General features: G+C 49.4%; 14 protein-coding genes and 1 pseudogene. 9 read left to right on the top strand and 6 right to left on the bottom strand.

Annotated features, from left to right (window positions below):
* Positions 1 to 28 precede the first annotated feature (28 nt).
* The gene (locus HP572_RS19630) at positions 29 to 1,990 is read left to right on the top strand and encodes a methyl-accepting chemotaxis protein (protein ID WP_240584097.1); all 1,962 of its coding nucleotides are present in this window, start codon (positions 29 to 31) and stop codon (positions 1,988 to 1,990) included.
* A gap of 20 nt (positions 1,991 to 2,010) precedes the next feature.
* Here the strand turns inward: HP572_RS19630 and HP572_RS19625 are convergent.
* Positions 2,011 to 2,498, bottom strand: a pseudogene (locus HP572_RS19625) (N-acetyltransferase).
* Positions 2,495 to 3,058: a DNA-3-methyladenine glycosylase I gene (locus HP572_RS19620; protein WP_075278515.1), complete on the bottom strand. Its 564-nt coding sequence runs from the start codon at positions 3,056 to 3,058 to the stop codon at positions 2,495 to 2,497. Before HP572_RS19620 ends, HP572_RS19625 begins: the two are co-directional and overlap by 4 nt.
* Positions 3,059 to 3,322: 264 nt before the next feature.
* Here HP572_RS19620 and HP572_RS19615 point away from each other — a divergent pair, with 264 nt between their 5' ends.
* From HP572_RS19615 to glyS, 3 genes are all read left to right on the top strand, one after another.
* Entirely contained in the window at positions 3,323 to 4,129 is an 807-nt protein-coding gene (locus tag HP572_RS19615; protein ID WP_240584096.1) for a sulfite exporter TauE/SafE family protein, read from the top strand.
* A gap of 127 nt (positions 4,130 to 4,256) precedes the next feature.
* Positions 4,257 to 5,171, top strand: a complete 915-nt coding sequence (gene glyQ, locus HP572_RS19610) for a glycine--tRNA ligase subunit alpha (protein ID WP_010296573.1) — start codon at positions 4,257 to 4,259, stop codon at positions 5,169 to 5,171.
* 9 nt (positions 5,172 to 5,180) lie between these two features.
* Positions 5,181 to 7,250 (top strand): glycine--tRNA ligase subunit beta, encoded by a 2,070-nt coding sequence (gene glyS / locus HP572_RS19605; RefSeq protein ID WP_075278513.1) that lies wholly within the window; start codon positions 5,181 to 5,183, stop codon positions 7,248 to 7,250.
* A 54-nt stretch (positions 7,251 to 7,304) separates the two neighbouring features.
* On the opposite strand, the gene HP572_RS19600 is transcribed toward glyS, so the two are convergent.
* The 3 genes from HP572_RS19600 to HP572_RS19590 are packed head-to-tail and all read right to left on the bottom strand — an operon-like array spanning position 7,305 to position 10,555.
* Positions 7,305 to 8,186, bottom strand: coding sequence for a hypothetical protein (locus HP572_RS19600; RefSeq protein ID WP_240584095.1), 882 nt, complete (start codon positions 8,184 to 8,186; stop codon positions 7,305 to 7,307).
* On the bottom strand, positions 8,186 to 8,920 hold the full coding sequence (locus HP572_RS19595; RefSeq protein WP_240584094.1) for an OmpA family protein: 735 nt from the start codon (positions 8,918 to 8,920) through the stop codon (positions 8,186 to 8,188). Before HP572_RS19595 ends, HP572_RS19600 begins: the two co-directional genes overlap by 1 nt.
* 3 nt (positions 8,921 to 8,923) lie before the next feature.
* Positions 8,924 to 10,555 (bottom strand): hypothetical protein, encoded by a 1,632-nt coding sequence (locus tag HP572_RS19590; protein ID WP_240584093.1) that lies wholly within the window; start codon positions 10,553 to 10,555, stop codon positions 8,924 to 8,926.
* Positions 10,556 to 10,976: 421 nt separating this feature from the next.
* Between HP572_RS19590 and HP572_RS19585 the strand changes: the two genes are divergently transcribed.
* The 5 genes from HP572_RS19585 to HP572_RS19565 all read left to right on the top strand — a co-directional run bounded on the left by HP572_RS19585 (position 10,977) and on the right by HP572_RS19565 (position 16,500).
* Positions 10,977 to 11,681, top strand: a complete 705-nt coding sequence (locus HP572_RS19585; protein ID WP_240584092.1) for a DUF3053 domain-containing protein — start codon at positions 10,977 to 10,979, stop codon at positions 11,679 to 11,681.
* A gap of 436 nt (positions 11,682 to 12,117) precedes the next feature.
* Positions 12,118 to 14,025, top strand: coding sequence for a PTS mannitol transporter subunit IICBA (locus tag HP572_RS19580; protein ID WP_240584091.1), 1,908 nt, complete (start codon positions 12,118 to 12,120; stop codon positions 14,023 to 14,025).
* Between the two features lie 61 nt (positions 14,026 to 14,086).
* On the top strand, positions 14,087 to 15,235 hold the full coding sequence (locus tag HP572_RS19575) for a mannitol-1-phosphate 5-dehydrogenase (protein WP_039501779.1): 1,149 nt from the start codon (positions 14,087 to 14,089) through the stop codon (positions 15,233 to 15,235).
* A 117-nt stretch (positions 15,236 to 15,352) separates the two neighbouring features.
* Positions 15,353 to 15,919, top strand: coding sequence for an MltR family transcriptional regulator (locus HP572_RS19570; protein ID WP_141210017.1), 567 nt, complete (start codon positions 15,353 to 15,355; stop codon positions 15,917 to 15,919).
* Between the two features lie 218 nt (positions 15,920 to 16,137).
* Positions 16,138 to 16,500, top strand: a complete 363-nt coding sequence (locus HP572_RS19565) for a YibL family ribosome-associated protein (RefSeq protein WP_039279892.1) — start codon at positions 16,138 to 16,140, stop codon at positions 16,498 to 16,500.
* Positions 16,501 to 16,597: 97 nt separating this feature from the next.
* On the opposite strand, the gene HP572_RS19560 is transcribed toward HP572_RS19565, so the two are convergent.
* A complete protein-coding gene (locus HP572_RS19560; protein ID WP_240584090.1) occupies positions 16,598 to 18,490 on the bottom strand; it encodes a methyl-accepting chemotaxis protein in 1,893 nt (630 codons plus the stop codon).
* Positions 18,491 to 18,699 lie beyond the last annotated feature (209 nt).

Below are 18,699 nucleotides of genomic sequence, written 5' to 3'. Positions count from 1 at the left end.
TAGACATGGTTTTTTAATGGGGGCGGAAATGCATTTTTTTACCAGGATTATGAGTAACCTCAAGGTTTCTCATAAGCTGTATGGCGGTTTCGGGATTGTCCTGTTGTTGGTCATGATCGCGTCTGGCGTTGGCGCTGTACGATTTTTTATCATCCACGATTTGTATGTTAAAACGACAATTTTGAATGAAATGAATCACTATCTCGATCAGTCAAAAATGGCGAGGGTAAAATATTCATTCACTTTTGCGGATGACAATATCAAGAATCTCAATACCTACATTAGCCAGGCAAGCCAGCAAAAAGAAAAAGCGAAAGCACTCACGTGGGAAGCAGAATATCTCTCTGATTTTAATAAACTTGATCAAGATTTCGCAGATTATGATACCGATCTGAATACCATGAAAACGGCCGCAAATGCGGTGGTCGAGACGGCAAAGAAAATCAGCCAGATGAATGCCTCCGATGCGTTAACCGCATTTATGACCCATCTCTCGGTTGGCGCGGATGAAACTGCGTTGTCTATGCAGAAGGAAGCCCTCTCACTGCTGTTCCTAAAACTGGTCAACAGCACCTACACCTTACAAAGAGAGAATAGTGAAGCGGCATTTAACGCGCAGAAGCAGGTCTATGCCGAGTCTAAGGCATCCTACGATGCGCTGGCATCGTCGGTTAGCGGCGATCGCCGCCGCGTAGTGGATTCATTTTGGCAAGCATTTGAAAATTATCATCAAACGGCAGAGCAGTATTACGCGCAGTTGGGGCAGTTAAAAACCACAGATGTTAAATTCCGGGCAACCGGAGACAGAATGACGAGCGATATCGGCAGTATTCTGCAAAAGCTCGGCGCGAAGAATGATGACATTATCAATAGCTCCGTGCTGCAAACGCTGATTTTAGGGGCGATTGCCATCGTATTCGGTTTATTGATCGCATGGTCTGTCACTCGACAAATTACCCGACCCATTATCACCAACCTGAAACTGGCGGAACGGATTGCGGGTGGCGATCTTTCAGCGAATGTCACGGTGGAACGGCATGATGAGCTGGGGCAATTAACGACGGCCATGATGGTGATGACGGAGAAATTACGTCATTTAATGACTGATATTCGTCAGAGCGTGTACAGCGTTGAGAGCGCTTCTTCTGACATCGCATCGGGCAATAATGATTTGTCATCGCGTACCGAGCAGCAATCAGCGGCGATTGTAGAAACGGCAGCCAGCATGGAAGAGTTAACGGCTACCGTGAAGAACAACGCCGATAATGCCCGACATGCTAGCCAGATTGCCGGAGAAGCCTCAACCAATGCCAACCGCGGCGGGGATATTATTAACCGCGTGATTAATACCATGAGTGATATTTCAGGGAGCTCGAAGAAGATCTCTGATATCACGACGGTGATTAATAGCATTGCTTTCCAAACCAATATTCTGGCGTTGAACGCCGCGGTGGAAGCGGCCCGAGCCGGTGAACAAGGGCGAGGCTTCGCGGTAGTCGCCAGTGAAGTTCGTAGCCTTGCTCAGCGCAGTTCACAGGCGGCAAAAGAGATCGAAAGCCTTATTTCAGAATCGGTTTCGCGCGTGGATACGGGAACTGAGCTGGTTTCTCAGGCGGGAACGACGATGGATGACATTGTGGCTTCCGTGAGCCGCGTGAATGACATCATGGGAGAAATTTCCTCCGCATCGGATGAGCAGAGCCGTGGTATTGCACAAATCGGCAGCGCGGTGGCCGAAATGGATACCACTATTCAGCAGAATGCCTCTATGGTGAGCGAATCCTCTGCCGCGGCGAATTCATTGCAGGAACAGGCCTCGAAGCTGGCAAAACTGATGTCGGTTTTCCGCATCTCTGATTCAGATGTTGCCGGTCTGCCAAGACTGCAAGGATCGAACACCGGCAACCGGAATTCGGGCAACAAGGCAGCGCCTCGCCTGCCGACGCTCGCGTCGCGGGATAACGGGAACGATAACTGGACAACGTTCTGATATCCCGTTGAGTTGATGACTCAGAGATGATCGATTGAACCGGAGGGAGTGGCATTGGCTGCTCCCTCGTTCGCCCACTGCATGATCAGTGCGGTGGCCTGTGTATCCTGATTGACGTTTTCCTCCACGATGACAAATCCCTGCTTATGGTAGAACCGACAGGCGCGCGTATTCTGCTGATACACTTCCAGACTGAGTAAGGGAAACTGCGCCTGAACATGCTGGATCAGCGCGGTACCAATCTGCTTTCCATAATAGGCTTGTTCCACAAACAGCGCGCCGATGAACCGTGCCTCCAGCACGCTGATAAAGCCGATGAGGCTCCCTTGCTCCTCATAAACCCAGGTTTGCGACTGGGGAATATAGATTTCACGTACCGCGCTGGCACTTTCTCGCCCGTTATCTTCATGAATAAACCTTCACGAATAAACGGATGCGCCAGCGTGGTGCTCTTTAGCCAAAGCTGCATCAGCGGGGCAAGATCGGGGTCGCGGTAAGGTCGAATCATGAAGTGCTTTCCTGATGACAAAAGCACTCAGTCACATGGTCATTAACCAATCCACCTGCCTGCATGAAGGCATAACAGATGGTTGAGCCGATAAATTTGAAGCCGCGTTTCTTCAGGGCCTTGGACATGGCATCTGAAACGTCGGTTTTAGCGGGTACTTCTGCGAGCGAAGCGGGTTGATTGAGACGCGGTTGGTGTTCGACGAAAGACCAAATGAAGTGCGAGAAGCTCTCTCCCTGACTTTCCATCGCCACCCACGCTTTTGCATTGGTGATAATCGCCTCGATTTTTCCGCGATGGCGGATAATGCTGCTGTCCTGCACCAGCCGATCCACGTCATCCTGCGTCATCTGTGCCACTTGCTCAGGGTTGAACTGGTGGAAGCAACGGCGATAGTGTTCGCGTTTTTTCAGGACGGTAATCCAGGAAAGACCCGCTTGCTGACCCTCCAGACACAGTAACTCAAACAGCTTCTGGCTATCGGTGCAGGGTTTCCCCCACTCGTTATCGTGGTAATCCTGATATAAGGTGTCTTGTGTAACCCAGCCGCAGCGTTGCATACCTTTCTCCTGATTAGGGTGAGCCGTTCATTGTAAGGCGGTCTGTCGCAAGTAGGATTCGATCATGGCACTTATGTTGCTGTATATGCAACCAGTGTTTTGCGGGCGTGCTCGCAGATATGAAAGGTCGTTTGCGGATGGGGCAGAAAGTCGTCGTGGAATCATGAATAATGTTTTGCCAACAGCTCAGGGTTATCTATTTATTCGCTCACGGCTGTTTAATCGATCATAAGAAAAGCATAGACAGAGACAGGGGTACAGGGAATGGCAGTAGAGTGGGTAGCGGCCTATCTGGCATTAGGCGCGGTCGTCGGTTTTATGGCGGGGTTATTGGGCATTGGCGGTGGCGGCATTATGGTGCCAGTGCTAACGGCGCTGTTTGCTGCACAGGGCGTGGAGAATACGCATCTGGTGCATCTGGCGTTGGGAACGTCAATGGCGGCCATCGTCGTCACGGCAATTTCCAGCCTGCGTACCCATCATCAACATCAGGCGGTGCTGTGGCCTGTGGTGATGCGGATTACGCCTGCCATCCTGATCGGGACATTCGCGGCCACCTGGCTGGCGACGCTGTTACCGACGCGGGCGCTGGCGATCTTTTTCTCCTGCTTTATGGCCTACGTTGCGCTGCAAATGGTGCTGAATATCAAGCCAAAGCCGCAGCGCCAGTTGCCCGGTACGGCAGGCATTTCGCTGGCGGGATTGGTGATTGGCAGCATTTCGGCGCTCGTGGCTATCGGCGGCGGGTCGCTCACTGTGCCGTTCCTGACGTGGTGTAACGTCCGTATTCAGCAGGCGATTGGCACATCGGCGGCTGTGGGGTTACCCATTGCCCTTGCCGGCGCGCTGGGATACATGATCAACGGCTGGTCGACGACGGGATTACCTGACTACAGCGTCGGCTATGTGTCTCTGCCCGCTGTTATCCTGATTTCTGCCGTCAGCTTCTTCACAGCGCCCGTTGGTGCTCGTCTGGCGCACCGTCTGCCTGTGGCGACGCTGAAAAAGGCCTTTGCCGCGCTGTTGTTGCTGCTGAGCCTGAAGATGTTGCAGACCGTTTTTTCAGGCTGATCCTGAAATTTGAAAGATGATGACGGGGGATTTGCACTTGTTGCCGCATTCTGGCTGTATATCTTGCGGTCAGAGGGTATACTGGCGCATTCCTTATAAATCCACTTGTATCGCGCGCGAATCCAACATGCAAAAGTTTGATACCAAGACCTTCCAGGGCCTGATCCTGACGTTACAGGATTATTGGGCTCGCCAGGGCTGCACCATTGTTCAACCATTGGACATGGAAGTCGGCGCAGGCACTTCACACCCTATGACCTGCCTGCGGGCACTGGGACCGGAGCCGATGGCTGCCGCCTATGTGCAGCCTTCTCGTCGTCCGACCGATGGACGCTACGGTGAAAACCCGAACCGCTTACAGCACTATTACCAGTTTCAGGTCGTCATTAAGCCATCACCGGAAAACATTCAGGAGCTGTATCTCGGTTCTCTGAAAGAGCTGGGCATGGATCCGACCATTCACGATATCCGCTTCGTGGAAGACAACTGGGAAAACCCAACGCTGGGCGCATGGGGCCTGGGCTGGGAAGTCTGGCTGAACGGTATGGAAGTCACGCAGTTTACCTACTTCCAGCAGGTTGGCGGTTTGGAATGTAAACCGGTGACGGGCGAGATCACCTACGGTCTGGAACGTCTGGCGATGTACATTCAGGGCGTTGATAGCGTTTACGATCTGGTCTGGAGCGATGGCCCGTTAGGGAAAACCACCTACGGCGACGTGTTCCATCAAAACGAAGTCGAGCAATCGACCTACAACTTTGAACACGCTGATGTCGATTTCCTGTTCAGCTGCTTCGAGCAATATGAGAAAGAAGCGCAGCACCTGCTGGCGCTGGAAAAACCGCTGCCTTTACCGGCTTACGAACGCATTCTGAAAGCGGCGCACAGCTTTAACCTGTTGGATGCGCGTAAAGCGATCTCGGTTACCGAACGCCAGCGCTACATTCTGCGTATTCGTACCCTGACCAAAGCGGTTGCGGAAGCCTATTATGCCTCGCGTGAGGCGCTGGGTTTCCCGATGTGTAATAAGAAAGAGAGCTAAGAGGCAGCGATGACTGACAAGACTTTTCTGGTGGAAATTGGCACGGAAGAGCTGCCGCCGAAGGCTCTCCGTAATCTGGCAGAATCCTTTGCCGCGAATTTCACGGCGGAGCTGGATGCCGCCAATCTGGCACACGGTGACGTAAGCTGGTTTGCCGCGCCGCGCCGTCTGGCGCTGAAAGTGGCACGCTTAAGCGCTTCTCAGCCCGATCGTGAAGTAGAAAAACGCGGTCCGGCGATTTCACAAGCGTTTGATGCTGAAGGCAAACCGACCAAAGCTGCAGAAGGCTGGGCGCGTGGCTGTGGTATCACCGTTGAGCAAGCTGAACGTTTGACGACCGACAAAGGCGAGTGGCTGCTGTATCGCGCTCACGCGAAAGGCGAACAGGCACAGGCGCTGCTGGCTGGCATGGTAAGCACCGCATTATCGAAGCTGCCGATTCCAAAATTGATGCGCTGGAGCGACAAAGAAACGCAGTTTGTGCGTCCGGTGCACACGGTAACCATGCTGCTGGGTGAAGAACTGATCCCCGGTCAGGTATTGGGTATCGATTCCGCTCGTACTATTCGCGGCCACCGCTTTATGGGTGAAGCTGAATTTACGATCGATAACGCCGAACAGTATCCGCAGATTCTGCTGGAGCGCGGTAAAGTCGTCGCCGACTACGATGCGCGTAAAGCGAAAATCAAAGCTGATGCAGAAGAGGCCGCACGCAAGATTGGCGGCAACGCCGATCTGAGCGACAGCCTGCTGGAAGAAGTCACCTCGCTGGTGGAATGGCCAGTGGTGCTGACCGCGAAATTTGAAGAAAAATTCCTCGCTGTGCCGTCCGAAGCGCTGGTTTACACCATGAAAGGTGACCAGAAATATTTCCCGGTTTACGACAACAGCGGCAATCTGCTACCAAACTTCATCTTTGTTGCCAATATCGAATCCAAAGATCCGCAGCAGATTATTTCCGGTAACGAAAAAGTGGTGCGCCCGCGTCTGGCTGACGCCGAATTCTTCTTCAATACCGACCGTAAGAAGCGTTTGGAAGATCACCTGCCGCGTCTGGAAACCGTCTTGTTCCAGCAGCAGTTAGGTTCATTGCGCGACAAAACTGACCGTATTCAGGCGCTGGCTGGCTGGGTTGCTGGTCAGATTGGTGCTGATGTGAATCACGCGACGCGTGCGGGTCTGCTGTCCAAGTGTGACCTGATGACCAACATGGTGTTCGAATTTACCGACACGCAGGGCGTGATGGGGATGCACTATGCGCGTCATGATGGCGAAGCGGAAGATGTTGCTGTTGCGTTGAATGAGCAGTATCAGCCGCGCTTTGCGGGTGACGAGTTGCCGTCTTCTGCGGTGGCCTGTGCGCTGGCGATTGCCGACAAAATGGATTCGCTGGCAGGGATTTTTGGCATCGGCCAACACCCGAAAGGCGACAAAGACCCGTTTGCGTTGCGTCGTGCCGCCCTCGGTGTGCTGCGCATCATCGTCGAAAAACGTCTGCCGCTGGATTTGCAGACGCTGACCGAAGAAGCGGTGCGTTTGTATGGCGATAAGCTGTCTAATGCCAAGGTTGTGGATGACGTGATTGAGTTCATGCTCGGTCGCTTCCGTGCCTGGTATCAGGAAGAAGGTCACAGCGTGGATACCATTCAGGCGGTATTGGCGCGTCGTCCAACTCGTCCGGCAGATTTCGATGCTCGCGTGAAAGCCGTCAGCCACTTCCGTTCGCTGGATGCCGCCGCGGCGCTGGCAGCGGCTAACAAGCGCGTTTCCAACATTTTGGCGAAGTCTACCGATACGCTGAACGAGAGCGTCAACGCTGCCGTATTGAAAGACGCGGCGGAAATTACGCTGGCCACGCACCTTGTCGTGCTGCGCGACAAACTGACGCCGCTGTTCGCTGAAGGTCGCTATCAGGAAGCGCTGGTTGAGCTGGCCTCACTGCGTGAGCCTGTTGATGCGTTCTTCGATCAGGTGATGGTCATGGCGGAAGATGAGCAGGTTCGAGTGAACCGCCTGACGCTGCTGAGCCAACTGCGCGAACTGTTCTTGCAGGTTGCAGATATTTCCGTCCTGCAATAACGGTGATAGCGTAATCTTTCCCCGGTCTGAAAAGCGAGTCCGGGGAAAGATCGTTTAACTTGCAGCGAAGGCCATATCATTTTTTATTTGAATAAATGATATTAGCTGTGGGGTGTTTTTCATATGCCCGTGATTGTTCTGATTTGAATGGCATTCAATACAAAGTGCCTGTAGATTGTTTTTATTATTATTATTCTTTTGTCCATCACGGTGGTGGACGTGTAGAAATTTATTTAAATCTCTACGTTCAAGGTTTATATCGCACATTTCACATCGCCACTTAACTGACTCTCGGTATTGTTTTGATATTATATTAAAATCCTTAGAGTAATCATTAATTGGAGCGGTAATGTCATTATGCTCGGCATGATACGTTGTTGCTGAGTTTGGATAAACGCTAAAAAACTCCTTCAGGTCAAAGGTGGAGTAAATATTCTCTCTATCCCGGTATTTTTTGGAGTAGTTTTTCCAATTTAATTCATCAAGACAGCATTTGCAGACGTTTAGTTTTTCTTCTCTGGTAACCCATTCTGTTTTATCAATGTTACGTGATTTTATGATAAAAAGCCCATCGCTGCGAGTGGCAACAACGTATCGTCCGCTTTTATTATTTCCCCACATTTCCTTGAGTTTTCTACAGTTTGCCAGATGATATTTTGGTAATGTCGTTGTCGTTTTTCCACTATAGGATGAAATGTCTCTTATATGAAGAATAACACGATTACCTGCATAAGTAATCGTGTTGTTATTTTCAATTTTAATATCTCGTATATCAACATCTTTTCCTGTTGTTGACAGTATTTCATTCAAATTAAGGGCGTCCATTTTTATATCGGTAATTGGTGGTATAATTTCTGCTTTCATCTCCCTACGTAGGTTATTAAATAGCGCCCACTCCAAGAAATTAGGTAACTGAGATACAGAAAAAGAGTCCATTATGATTTTTTCCCTTTTTCGACAATATTAGCTACCTGGCGTTCAACATTAGTGCGGACGCGGAATTCCACACGTTGAGAACGTGCACTGTCTTCCACTTGAGTGGAAGATGTAATTATTTTACCCTCTACATCAATAGGCTTTGCTGAAGAAAATCCAATAGCTCGAACATGGTTTTTAAACCAAATTAAGGTACTTTTAGAGTCTGAAACTGCAGGCATATTCATAATATATGATAGAGTTGTTCGAGTTCTTGACTGAGACAGTTCCATGTTATGGAAATAAGCGTCGTTTTCACTTACGCCTGTTCTCCACATCGTTGATGTATGTCCCTCAATACGTATCTCCTCGATGTTATCGATATATTTTTTATCAGTCATAATGCCAAGATAGCGAGGAATAAAATCATCTAAGATACTTTTAAATTCCGGCTTTAGCTCAGAGGAGCTGGTCGTGAATAAAATATTTGGTTCCTGGAACCGTACTGTTAGATCTTCGTCGATTGTTGCGTGCCAACGTTTTAGATCGTCCTTGAATTCGTGTTGTAAAGCTTGACCAAGCCCCTGTAGGGTATCCTTATATACTGATGGAATTTTAATCATCTCTTGTACTTTTATCATATAGACAACGGAGATAAGTAAAAATATCATCATCAGGGAGGTCATTAAATCACTTAGGCTGATCCAAAAATCCTCTTTATCTGCTTTTGGGCGAGCTAATAATGGGTTATTCATTTGTTATCTCCTAAGACTCTCTGATAGACGCACCACATCTCTTAGCCTTTCTGTCAGAGGCTCATAATCATTTACAAATTTTGAGGATAGCGATCCTAATTGTTGTCCGAGGCCATCGAGAGATTTCTTCAACGCAGCAGCTAAAGCTGCATCCAATGTTTGAACCTGTTGTTCTGTTTTTTTATTTAGTTCAACAATATTATTTGTGACATCTTCATTATGTCGCTGCATATATTTAGTGAGATCTTGAGAAAGGCGTGTTATCTGTTCTTGTAGCTCTGTTCCTGTTTGCTGAACAGATTTTTGCATTTCCTGATTTTGATTTTTTATCGCATCGGACATAGCTTTCGAGCTGCCTATCATCTGGTTGCTAAAGTCTGACGCTGAGGATTCCAATGTTTTCGTTACCGAATGGAGGCTATGTTCTGTTTTTCTATTCAGTTCGACAATGTTATTTGTGACATCTTCATTGTGTTGTTGCATATATTTAGTGAGATCTTGAGAAAGGCGTGTTGTCTGTTCTTGTAGCTCTTTGCCTGTTTGCTGAACAGATTTTTGCATTTCCTGATTTTGATTCTTTATCGCATCGGACATAGCTTTCGAGCTGCCTATCATCTGGTTGCTAAAGTCTGCTGCTGAGGATTCCAATTTTTGCGTTACAGTATAAATACTATTTCCAATGACTGTGGCAGAGGCTGTAGCCCCATTTCTCACATCCTCTATAATAGACATGATTCCTTTTTCTATTTCAGGGATACCTGTTTTTGATGATTCAATTAATTCTGCCAATTGCTTTAGATTCTCTTCTATACCTTTTTCTAAACTGGAGGCTGTACCAATTGTTTGATGAATATCTTTTGCAACTTGAGTAAACGATTCGGATTGTGTCATTATTTCGGTAAAGGATTGGACCGCTTGCTGCATATTCTTAGTTGTTTGAGTTTGTTGCTCAATCATCTCTCGCATTTGCAGACTGTATTGTTGTTGCCATTCATTTATTTTACCGACAGCTTCATTTAACTGTTTGAAGTTGTCACCAAATTGCTCACCAATTTTTTCATTAAAGTCATGAATAACTTCTTTTAATGCTTCAATTAATGCTTTTGAGTTATTTTCAGTTTGGTTTTTTGCAAATTCAGTAAATGCAGTATGGATATTGGTTAGTTTATCGTTTTGATCGCCGCGCATTAATTTTAATTGTGTGAGTAAAGAAGCGTCTTCGTTTCCTGCTATAGCATAATGCAATCGTCCAATTGACTCTGTAGAAAACTGTAGGTGTTGAACAATATCGTCAATTGTGGAATCAGTTGGTGTTGGTTGGTTGTTTTTTGTTCTTACACCACGGAACGCATAGCGCCATTTTATAATTAATGCGCAAGCGACACCCGCAACAGAGGCCGAAAATGCAGTTTTGATGCCATTAATAAGTGTGGGTAAACTGCTTTCTACATCATTCATATCAAATGACGCCAGACCCTGTGCAATTCCAAAAAAAGTTGCCAGTATCCCTATAGTAATGAGGATCCCTGGTGATTCATGGGCTTTCTTCTCGGTAAAATTCCAGTTGCCATAAATGAAATAGAAAAGGATCATAGCAATAAAAAACCATGTATCAAGGGGTAATATACTAAGCATAGAGTAGTCAAATTGTCCGTTTGTTAAAAATAAGATAAAAATAAAGCTATCGTGCTAAAAGAGTCGCTTTTTATTTAAGGTAGTAAATTGACATTCATTACCTTGTTAATAATTTCGTGTTGAAATCTATTTTTTCATATTATCGAGTAACCTCATCTTTTGGTCGACATTATTATTCGGATGGAAAATGCGAGATGAAACGCAATTTTAATAATATGTGTCTGATTAAACAATAACCATACTAAATTTTATTTCTCTTGAACGTCGAAATTGGCCTTTTTCTGCACAGCCAGCCTGATTCGACTATGCTTATGTCGTAGAAAATCTTGTCATGGAAAATCCGTCGTCAGCGTGTTTTTGTCTGAATAAAGCACGGCTGGCGGGGCAGTAAGCATAACAGGAGTAGGGAATGAGAAGGCTGATGACGTACCGTTCACGCTGGCTATTGCCAGTTCTGGTTATTCTGGCGGCATTGCAGTTGGCTGCCTGTGGTGACAGCGAAGCCGATCAGCGGAAGGCATTCGTTGCATTCCTGCAAAGCGTACAGTCGCAGCAGGATGGGAAATTGCCGACACTGACGGAAGAGCAGAAGAAGAATTTTGGCAATTTCACCAACGACTACGCGATTTTAACCACCTTTTCTCAGCAGTTTAATCAGGCCGTGTCCGGCAGTTTGACGCCGATGCTGGGACAAATTTCCCGTATTCGAGTCCCTAAAGACTATCTGACGCAGCGTGATGATCTTCGCCAATCTATCGGAGCAATGAACCTGTTGAGCCAGCATGTGCAGGCGGCGAAAGTGCAGGCGGACAACGCCCATCGGCTGCTAAAACAGCCCGAAGAAGTGCAAATACCCTATGAGCGGTTGTATGCACGCACGGTAATACAGCCTACCAATGCGCTGTTACCCGCCACTCCGAATGCGATTGCCTTCGCACAGAGCCTGATCCAGATCGGCGATTTCCTTCAGGCTCAGGGCGATCAGGCTGTGTTTAATGGCTCGTCTGTGCAATTCCGTACGCCGCAACAGGTGGCGCAATATAACAGCATGGTGGCAGCGCTACCTCTACAGCAGCAGAATTTAATGAATGCGCTCAGAGGAATAATCGGCGTGAATTATCCCTAACCGCGTCGTGCCCCGACGCTTTAGCGATACGATAGGGCAGAGAGGTATTCTGGATAAGATGCGCGTGGCTGGTGAGAGGGTGAAAATAAATTGTGATTAACATCACATAAATAAAACAAATACAGGTCTATAAAATGTGATGTGAATCACATATAAGATGCAGTATTTGTCTAAAAATCTGTTTAGTTTTTCATTTTTAACGGTTTTTTGTGAAGTAAATCACCTATTTGTATCGTTGATGTAGGGTGGTTGTGTGATTTTTGTCACGTTACCGCCATGGAGTTGCGGTATGAAAACAGCGTGTTAGAGTCCGCGCTGCATACAGTAATAATGACGGAAGTCTTCTTGTGGTAATCGGTGTTTTTATTGCCACGCCGTCTCACGATAATTACCACGCGCTCTTATTGTCAGCGCGTTTCAATAGGGGTGTGTTTTTATGCTTTCACCAGATATTAAGATCAAGGTGCAAAACTTTGGTCGCTTCCTCAGTAATATGGTGATGCCCAACATTGGCGCATTTATCGCCTGGGGTATTATTACCGCGCTGTTTATCCCTACTGGCTGGTTCCCCAATGAAACATTGGCGAAACTCGTCGGTCCGATGATTACCTATTTGCTGCCATTGCTGATTGGTTATACCGGCGGACGTCTGGTATTCGGTGAGCGTGGCGGTGTGGTCGGTGCTATTACGACGATGGGTGTGATCGTCGGGACCGATATCCCGATGTTCCTCGGCGCCATGATTGTGGGCCCGTTGGGCGGCTGGGCGATCAAACGTTTTGACCGCATGGTCGACGGTAAAATCAAGAGCGGCTTTGAAATGCTGGTCAACAACTTCTCTGCCGGTATTATCGGTATGTTGTTGGCAATCCTGTCGTTTTTGGCAATTGGTCCGCTGGTTGAAGTCTTCTCTCAGGTGCTGGCTTCCGGCGTTAACCTGATGGTACAGAACAACCTGCTGCCGTTTACGTCTATCTTCGTTGAACCGGCGAAAATTCTGTTCCTGAACAACGCCATTAACCACGGTATCTTCTCACCGCTGGGCATTCAGCAGGCGACGGAAACCGGCAAATCTATTTTCTTCCTGATCGAAGCGAACCCAGGCCCGGGTATGGGCGTGCTGATGGCGTACATGTTCTTCGGTCGTGGTAACGCGAAAGAGTCAGCACCAGGTGCGGCGATTATCCACTTCCTGGGCGGGATTCACGAAATCTACTTCCCTTATGTGCTGATGAATCCGCGTCTGATTATTGCGGTGATTCTGGGCGGGATGACCGGCGTGTTTACGCTGAGCGTGCTGGGCGGCGGCTTGGTTTCTCCTGCGTCTCCGGGCTCCATTCTGGCGGTGCTGGCAATGACGCCAAAAGGCGCTTACTTCGCTAACCTCGCAGCCATTGCAGCAGCTTTCGCGGTGTCCTTCATCGTGTCGGCAATTCTGTTGAAAAGCACCAAGCAAAAAGAAGAAGACCTGAGCGACGCAACGCGCCGCATGCAGGAAATGAAAGCGTCTTCTAAAGGCACGGCGACTAACGCTGGTGTCAGCGGTGATATGAGCACCGTTCGTAAAATCATCGTAGCGTGTGACGCCGGTATGGGCTCTAGCGCGATGGGTGCTGGTGTGCTGCGCAAGAAAGTTCAGGATGCCGGGCTGACCAACATTTCGGTGACTAACAGCGCGATCAATAGTCTGCCGGACGATGTCGATCTGGTGATTACGCACCGCGACCTGACCGAGCGTGCGATGCGTCATGCGCCGCAGGCACAGCACATTTCGCTGACCAACTTCCTTGATAGCGGTCTGTATAGCGATCTGGTAGCGCGTCTTAACGCAGCACAGGGTGCCGTGAAGTCTGAACCCGTCGCGACGCCAGCGCCTGCTGTAGCCGACGCACAGACTAACCTGTTCCAACTGGGTGCAGGCAATGTGTTCCTGAATCAGCATGCGACAGACAAAGAGCAGGCAATCCGTTTCGCTGGTGAGCAACTGGTGAAAGGCGGCTATGTCGAGCCTGCGTATGTTGAAGCGATGCTGGAACGTGAAAAGCTGACCTCTACCTATCTGGGCGAGTCGATTGCTGTGCCGCACGGCACGATTGAAGCGAAAGACCGCGTGCTGAAAACGGGTGTTGTTTTCTGCCAATATCCTGAAGGCGTTCGCTTTGGCGATGAAGAAGATGAAGTTGCGCGTCTGGTTATCGGTATTGCCGCTCGCAACAACGAACATATTCAGGTCATCACCAGTCTGACCAACGCGCTGGATGATGATGCCGTCATTGAACGTCTGGCACAGACCCAGGATGTTCAGGAAGTACTCGACTTACTCTCCGGTAAAAAGAGTGCCTAATTGATGTGGCTAGGGCCGCCTGCGGGCGGCCTCTTTTTATGTTTTTTTAAGGTTATTTCTCATGAAAGCATTACATTTTGGCGCGGGTAATATTGGCCGTGGGTTTATTGGGAAATTGTTGGCCGATGCCAACGTCGAACTGACATTCGCTGACGTCAATCAGCCGCTGTTGGATGCCCTGAACAGCCGTACAAGCTATACGGTGCGGATTGTCGGCGATAACACGCAGGTTGATACCGTTAGCAACGTTAGTGCTGTTCACAGCGGCAGCCAGGATGCCGTCGCGCTGATTGCCGTGGCCGATTTGGTGACGACCGCTGTGGGGCCGCAGATTCTGGAAAAAATCGCCGGAACTATCGCTCAGGGGCTGGTTAAGCGTCATAACGACGGTAATACCCGGCCGTTGAACATTATTGCCTGTGAAAATATGGTGCGTGGCACCAGCCAGTTAAAACAGCATGTGTTGAAACTGCTGCCGGAAGGCCATCAGGAATGGGTGGTTGAGCATGTGGGATTCGTGGATTCCGCCGTGGATCGCATCGTTCCTCCTTCCGAAGCCGGTAGCGACGATGTGCTGGCGGTGACGGTAGAAACCTTCAGCGAATGGATTGTCGATAAAACCCAGTTCTGCGGTGAGCCGCCAGCGATTCCCGGTATGGAACTGACCGACAACCTAATGGCATTTGTCGAGCGTAAGCTCTTCACGCTGAACACGGGCCATGCGATTACGGCCTACCTCGGCCAGCAGGCGCGTCATCAGACGATTCGCGATGCGATTCTCGACCCGAAAGTCAGAGCCGTGGTCAAAGGCGCAATGGAAGAGAGCGGCGCGGTACTCATCAAACGCTACGGTTTTGATGCGGAGAAGCACGCTGCCTATATCAACAAGATTCTCAGCCGCTTTGAAAACCCGCATCTACACGATGATGTCGAACGCGTTGGCCGTCAGCCGCTGCGCAAGCTGAGTGCAGGCGACCGTTTGATTAAGCCGCTGCTCGGCACGCTGGAATACCATTTGCCGCATGACAACCTGATTACCGGCATTGCTGCCGCGATGCACTATCGCAGTGAACAGGATCCGCAGGCACTGGAACTGGCAGAGTTAATCCGTACTCAGGGGCCGCAGGCGGCGCTGGTGCAGATTTCTGGTCTGGATGCTGACAGCGAGGTTGTCGCGCAAGCAGTGAATGTGTATAACGCCATGCAGTAATCGGCGTGTCTCGTCATCAGGCAGGTGTGGTCTTTTCGACACGGTGTAAGGTATACGGGCGACGTCGGGGATAGGATGTCGCCACACCTGCCGGTAAGCATGCTGCCGAGATAGGGGATGCTGTGGGCGGGGTTAAAGGGTCGAGAAGTGACGATGGAAGAAACACAGGCGTTTGAAAACCGGGTTCTGGAAGCGCTGAACTCAGGGAAGACCGTGCGCGACTTTATGCTCTGCGCCGTCGAATTGCTGGCTGAAGCGGTCAGTATCCTGATGTTGCAGGTGTTCCGTAAAGATGATTATGCGGTGAAATATGCCGTTGAACCCCTGATGACGGGAACGGGTCCACTGGGCGACCTTTCCGTGCGCCTGAAACTGATTTATGGGCTGGGAATGATCAGCCGTAAAGAGTACGAAGATGCGGAACTGTTAATGGCGCTGGGCGAAGAGCTGGCACATGACGATCGGCATTACCGTTTTACCGATGATGAAATTCTGGGGCCTATCGGAGAACTGCACTGCGTTGCGGCGTTGCCTACAGAACCCGCTTTGCCGCCGGGGGCAGACGCCGCCGATCCGCTTCTGGTGAGTATGCAGCGACAGCGTTATCAGCAGATGGTGCGTTCCACGCTGGTGCTCTCCCTGACCACATTGATTGCGCAAATCAGTCTGAAAAAGGCATTTTAATCCCATTCCGCTATATTGCGTCACTGCGTCATGTCAGGCGCTTATACTTGCCATTCTTCAAGCGGCATATGGGTGGCGGCTGGTCTTACTCAACTCAGCCACTTACCCGAGTAAGTTCCGGGGGGGAGTGCAGTTCCCGCCTTCACGCAACTCGAATTATTTAGCGTATAGTGTATGCTGTGCCCCGCATTATTCTCCCGTTATATAGGTTATCTTTTATGAAAGAGCAGGAAAAAGCAGAGATCAAGCGCCTTAGCGACCAACTGGATAAGCTGACGCGTAAGCAGACCACGCTGCTGGAACAAGGTGATGCTGAAGCAATCGCCCTCAATCTGGAGGCCTGCGAGAAGCTAACGGCTGAAATCGAGCGCCTGCGTAACGTGAGAGAACAGAAGCTCAGCAAAGAAGCACAGAAACTGGCGAACCTGCCTTTCAAACGTGCGATCACTAAAAAAGAGCAAGCCGATATGGGGACGTTGAAGAAAAGCGTTCGCGGTTTGGTGGTGGTGCACCCGATGACGGCACTGGGGCGCGAGATGGGTTTAAAAGAGATGACAGGCTTCGCGCCGAAACCGTTCTAAGGTTTCTTCTCTGCGCAGACCGATGCTGGTGATAGATTCGTTGATGAAGCCCCTGTTTAACAGGGGCTTTGTCGTTTTTGGTACGTTGCTGTTGATATTAGCGCGGTGCGTGTAGACGATGCGTTTGGTCGGCAAACGCGATACCCGCTGGGGTGTCATCATGCTGTGCGTTTGCCAGACGGAAGACGGAAACCGCCTGCTTCAGCAGTCTTGCCTGCTCTTCCAGCGAGTCGGCAGCGGCAGAGGATTGCTCAACCAGCGCGGCGTTCTGCTGCGTGGTGCTGTCCATCTCAACAATCGCCTGGCTAACCTGGCTAATTCCCCGGCTTTGCTCATCCGATGCGGTAGCAATTTCACCCATGATGTCATGCACCTGCGTGATCGAGGTGACGATATCATTCATTGTTTTACCGGCATTGCCAACCAGCGTCGCTCCGCGTGATACCTGAGTAACCGATTCAGAGATCAGGCCTTCGATCTCCTTCGCGGCCTGAGAACTGCGTTGGGCAAGGCTACGAACTTCGCTGGCGACCACGGCAAATCCACGGCCTTGCTCACCGGCGCGGGCGGCTTCCACCGCGGCATTCAATGCCAGAATGTTGGTCTGGAAGGCGATGCTGTTAATGACGGACGTGATTTCCGCGATACGCTTAGAACTGCTCTCAATCGCCGTCATGGTTTGCACCACGTTATTCACCTGCTCGCCGCCTTGTTTTGCGGTTTGAGATGCGCTGATTGCCAGCTTGTTCGCGTGGTGTGCATTATCCGCGTTTTGCTTAACTGTCGCAGTGAGTTGCTCCATGCTGGCGGCGGTTTGCTCAACGGCAGCGGCCTGCTGCTCGGTACGTGATGACAGGTCGGTGTTGCCCGCGACAATCTCGCTGGATGCGTTAGAAATCTGGCTGACGCCGACGCGAATGTCATCGATCATATTGTGCAGGTTGTCATTCATTTTCGACATCGCACTCATCAACTGACCCAGCTCATCTTTACGTGTCGTGTTGATAGACATGGTGAGATCGCCTGTTGCGATTTTCTCAGCCATATTCAATGTGTTGCCAAGCGGTGTGGTGATCTGACGTGAAATGAACCAGGAAATCAGCAGACCAAGCAGTAGCGTGATCAGCGCGGCGATGCTCATTTGCAGCGTGGCATTGCGAATGTCTTCCTGCGATGCCGCCAGCTGATCGCTGAGCAGGGATTTAACTACGTCGTTTAACTGTCCGGCGACAACCTGCATTTGCCCCGCCTGCGCCATCTCCTCCTCATAGGCCGGCATATAGGCCAGAACCTGCTCTTCATAGGTATTCATGATTGTCATAACCGGTGCCAGCGTTTCACGCTGTTCGGCAGACAGGCTCTGATACAGGAAGGTCAATGACGTTTGTGCTGCGTTGATGGCATCCGTCAGCTTTTCTTCGGATTCTTTATTGGTAGACAGTAATAACCCACGAACGTGGTAGCGGACGGCAATCAGTTTTTGGTTCAGATCAGAAAGCAATAATTGAAGGTTAGCGCTGTTATTGTCCGTCTTTAATTGATCGTTGAGCTGTTCTAGGGGTTTTTCTGTTGTTGAGATATTCCAGCTTTTTCTGACGGCATCCTTTTTTCCCACTGCATTAATATAATTACTTTGTTTTTCCTGATAGCTGGTAATTAATGTGGGGATATTGACTATTTTCTTGGCGTCGCTTTCCGGCCAGTGAAATTCTTTTGCTTTTTCAGCGAGTTTACTAACATTGGCAATGTGTTCAACGTTCTTTTTTATATCATCAGGATTATAGGTGGTGCCATATAATGCGCGGTAATATTTAGCCTGATTAATTTCATCATTGATATCGTTGCTTAAATTAACTTTATCAATACTGTCTTTCAGCGAGCCAATATGCATAATGCCCGCACCAGCAATCACCATGGTCATCAGCAGAATCAGGAAAAAGCCCAATCCTAATTTTTTACCGACTTTTAGATTATCAAAATTCATAGCCATCACATCCCACCACTATATCGTATTGAGCCGAATTCACTATCCTGATGCACACTTGATTAGCGGTGTTAGCATCTCGGATTACCGCTTACCAAGCTTATCCCTGCAAAAAACATGATAAAAACCCGCAGTAGATATCGGCACTTTAGTCTGAAACTTTATGCGTCAGTGAGTGAGGGCGACCAGCGTACATGCGGCTACGCAGTAGGGTG

Source organism: Pectobacterium sp. PL64, assembly GCF_022477975.1.
GTDB classification, from domain to species: Bacteria; Pseudomonadota; Gammaproteobacteria; order Enterobacterales; family Enterobacteriaceae; genus Pectobacterium; species Pectobacterium jejuense.
This window is presented reverse-complemented; position numbering and strand designations above follow the sequence as displayed.